Here is a 2,796-nt window from a genome sequence, read left to right on the forward strand (position 1 = left end):
GTTTGATATCAACTTTTTGCAGGGTAGCCAGGGTAGTTATCCAATCTTCAGCCCATGCCTGCTCTGCATCTGTATCAACATATTTTAAAGGGCAAAAAGCAAGCGGGCTGTCATCGCCGGCAATGTGATAATGGGTGCCGCCTGCGGCAGAGACCAGGGGAAACATTGACAATCCCTTATCAAATGCAAAAATACACGCATCCTTATAACGCCGGAATTGAGCGGCTATCATGGCCAGCAAAACGGATTTACCCGCACCCGTAGGGCCAAAAATCAAGGTGTGGCCTAAATCTCCTATATGCAGGTTCAGCCGGAAAGGGGTTGCGCCGTCTGTAGCGGCATACATAAGCGGCGGAGAGCCTGGCGGATAAAAAGGGCAGGGGGCTTTAGCCGATCCGGCATATATTGTTGACAATGGTAAGATGTCAGCAAGATTCAGACTGTGCAAAATGATGCGGCGCAGGTTAGAATAATTGTTTGCCGGGTGAGTTCCAAGCCAGCCTTCCAGGGCGTTAAGGGTTTCTATCCTGGCTGCAAAGCCTTGGGATAAAACCACTTTCCGGATATCCCTGGTTTGCATCTGCAACAACGCTTTATCTTCATTCAGCAGAATGATGTTGCCGGAAAAATAACCGAACCCGACAAATCCGGATTGATTAATTAAATATGCTTCCTCCGCATCTTCGGCCATCAAGGCGGCATCTTTGTTTGGTTTTGCCTTGGCGTTATTGAAAAGCTTGTCAAAAAAACCAATGATTTTTTGAGACCAGCCCTTCCTGTAATTTTCTATCTGCTGCAAGGCTGTCCATTGATCCATACAGATATAACGGGTGTTAAACCGGTACGGTATGGATAAACTATCTAATCCGGACAGCATCATTGGGTAAGATTCTGCTGGGAAACCGTCAATGGCAACGACGCTTATATATTTATCCGCGATTTTCGGGACTATACCGCCTGTGACATCTTGAGAGGATAAAAGATAATCAAGATACATAGGGATTTCCGGCAATTTTATTTTGTGGCGTTCCCCCGTGATAATAAAGTTGATAATTTCCAAAAGTTCTGAATATATGCCATTTTGGAGGGGTATATCCTTGAGTTTTCGGAGCTGAAAAGACAACGAGAGCCGATCCTCAATTTCGACCAGGTTGTTTTGAAAGGTTTTTAACGCCTTAACACCGGCATCATCCCCTTTTTTTCTCTGGCGGTCGTCCTTTTCTTCCGTATATAAAAAGGAATCCATTTTCTGGGCTGATATATCCGGCTTCCAGGTGATAAAAAGATAATGGGTTGTGCGAAAATGCTTACCCTTTTTAAAATATATCCGCCTTTCATCATCAATGGCTCTGGTGATCTTGTCAGGGAAATGATTTTCATCTTTATCAGGATAATAATCTTCCGGGCTCCGGATACAGTCAAAGTGCAGGGTGAAACCATCGCCTAAATTTTTTAAAGATGCGGATATAGACCTTGAAAAGTTTTCAAGCTCTGTATCGGTTGAACTGGCCGTGTCCCTGGTAGTTATTTCATAGCCCACCAGGAACGAACCGTTTTTACAAAGGATAATCCCATTATCTGCCATCACCGCATACTGCAAAAGACTTTGCAGGCCCTTTTCTTTTCTGCTCATGGCATCGTAATGGATAGATTTATGGGGCAACTCTGGGCTGTCTTTGGCCGGGTAAAACTTTTTGTGCCGTAAATGCTGCCGGAAAACCTTTGAAAGGATCGGCTCTTTTTTATTTGCTTTCCTGGCAAGGGCAAATCCACCCGACAGAATTATCAGACCGATCAGTATCTGCCAGGGGCGGTTGCCGCTGGATACAATCAGCACGCCGGCGGCGATACCAATGGGGAAAAGCAGATCCCGCTCTATGCCCATGATCAGGTCTGCACGATGTAATGAACGATGTATGGCTATCCTTCGCATTATATTAATGCTCCGGTGCCGAATGTGAACAGCGTATCAATGATCGGTTCTGCCAGGGCCAGCACAGATATGATACAGACCACCACCAGGAACCCCTTTGTCATGCCGTCCAAGTCATCTTTCTTAAACCACATCACAAAAGCAGCCGCCAGGATCATCAGTATTGCAACGGATTTGGCCCACGGCCCGCGTAAAGTTTCCATCAAGGTTTCTGCCGGTGTTTCAAATTCCGAAATTGTTGATGCAAAAGCAGGATCAACAAAGGTGATAACGCCAAAAAAAATAAAGGTGGGTACAAGTAACGGTAAATATTTCTTCATTTCTAAAACTCCTCTTCAAATAATCAATTGAATTGACAGACCGATAATGATGCCGAAAAGCACGGCAATCACTATATTCAGCGTATTTGTTTTTTTGTTCACCTCCTTGATTTTTTCTTTGAATTCTTCTGCAAGAAGATCTTGCTGGTCAGAAAGTTTTTGTGAATATTCTTCGGCCATAAGTTCACAGACAGTTGCTACGATCCAGACCGGATCATTGTCACAGACTGTCATGTTGTGCCTTTTGGCTATTTCTGCCTGGATTTTGTTTTTCATTCCTGCGGTTCCTGGGCCTCAATGATCAGGCCGGATTCATCCAGGATATTCCAGATTTCATCCCTGGCTATTTTAAGTCGCTGTTTAGCCATGACGTTGAATTTGCCGGAATTGAATGCCTGGGCAAATGTCAGGCGGGACTTGAGCATCAGCTCTAGATCATAGCCAAAGGTTTCTTTTTTATACGTGGGCAGAACAATGGTGGTGCCGCCCTGATCCCGGTTGGCCTTTTCCAGTTTGTGGTTATTAAAGTCAATTTGACCAAAG

3 protein-coding genes and 1 pseudogene are annotated in these 2,796 nt (G+C 44.8%); all 4 read right to left on the reverse strand.

The window, feature by feature from the left end:
- A partial coding sequence (locus tag AB7U36_RS21910) for a VirB3 family type IV secretion system protein (protein ID WP_428161724.1) occupies positions 1 to 1,933 on the reverse strand: 1,933 nt, incomplete at its 3' end.
- On the reverse strand, positions 1,933 to 2,253 hold the full coding sequence (locus AB7U36_RS21915) for a TrbC/VirB2 family protein (RefSeq protein ID WP_428161725.1): 321 nt from the start codon (positions 2,251 to 2,253) through the stop codon (positions 1,933 to 1,935). The genes AB7U36_RS21915 and AB7U36_RS21910, both read right to left, overlap by 1 nt.
- Positions 2,254 to 2,268: 15 nt before the next feature.
- Positions 2,269 to 2,529, reverse strand: coding sequence for a hypothetical protein (locus tag AB7U36_RS21920; RefSeq protein WP_428161726.1), 261 nt, complete (start codon positions 2,527 to 2,529; stop codon positions 2,269 to 2,271).
- Positions 2,526 to 2,796: pseudogene (locus tag AB7U36_RS21925) on the reverse strand (conjugal transfer protein TraL); the annotation flags it as partial. The gene AB7U36_RS21920 and the pseudogene AB7U36_RS21925, both read right to left, overlap by 4 nt.

It is taken from the genome of Desulfobacter sp., from assembly GCF_050177295.1.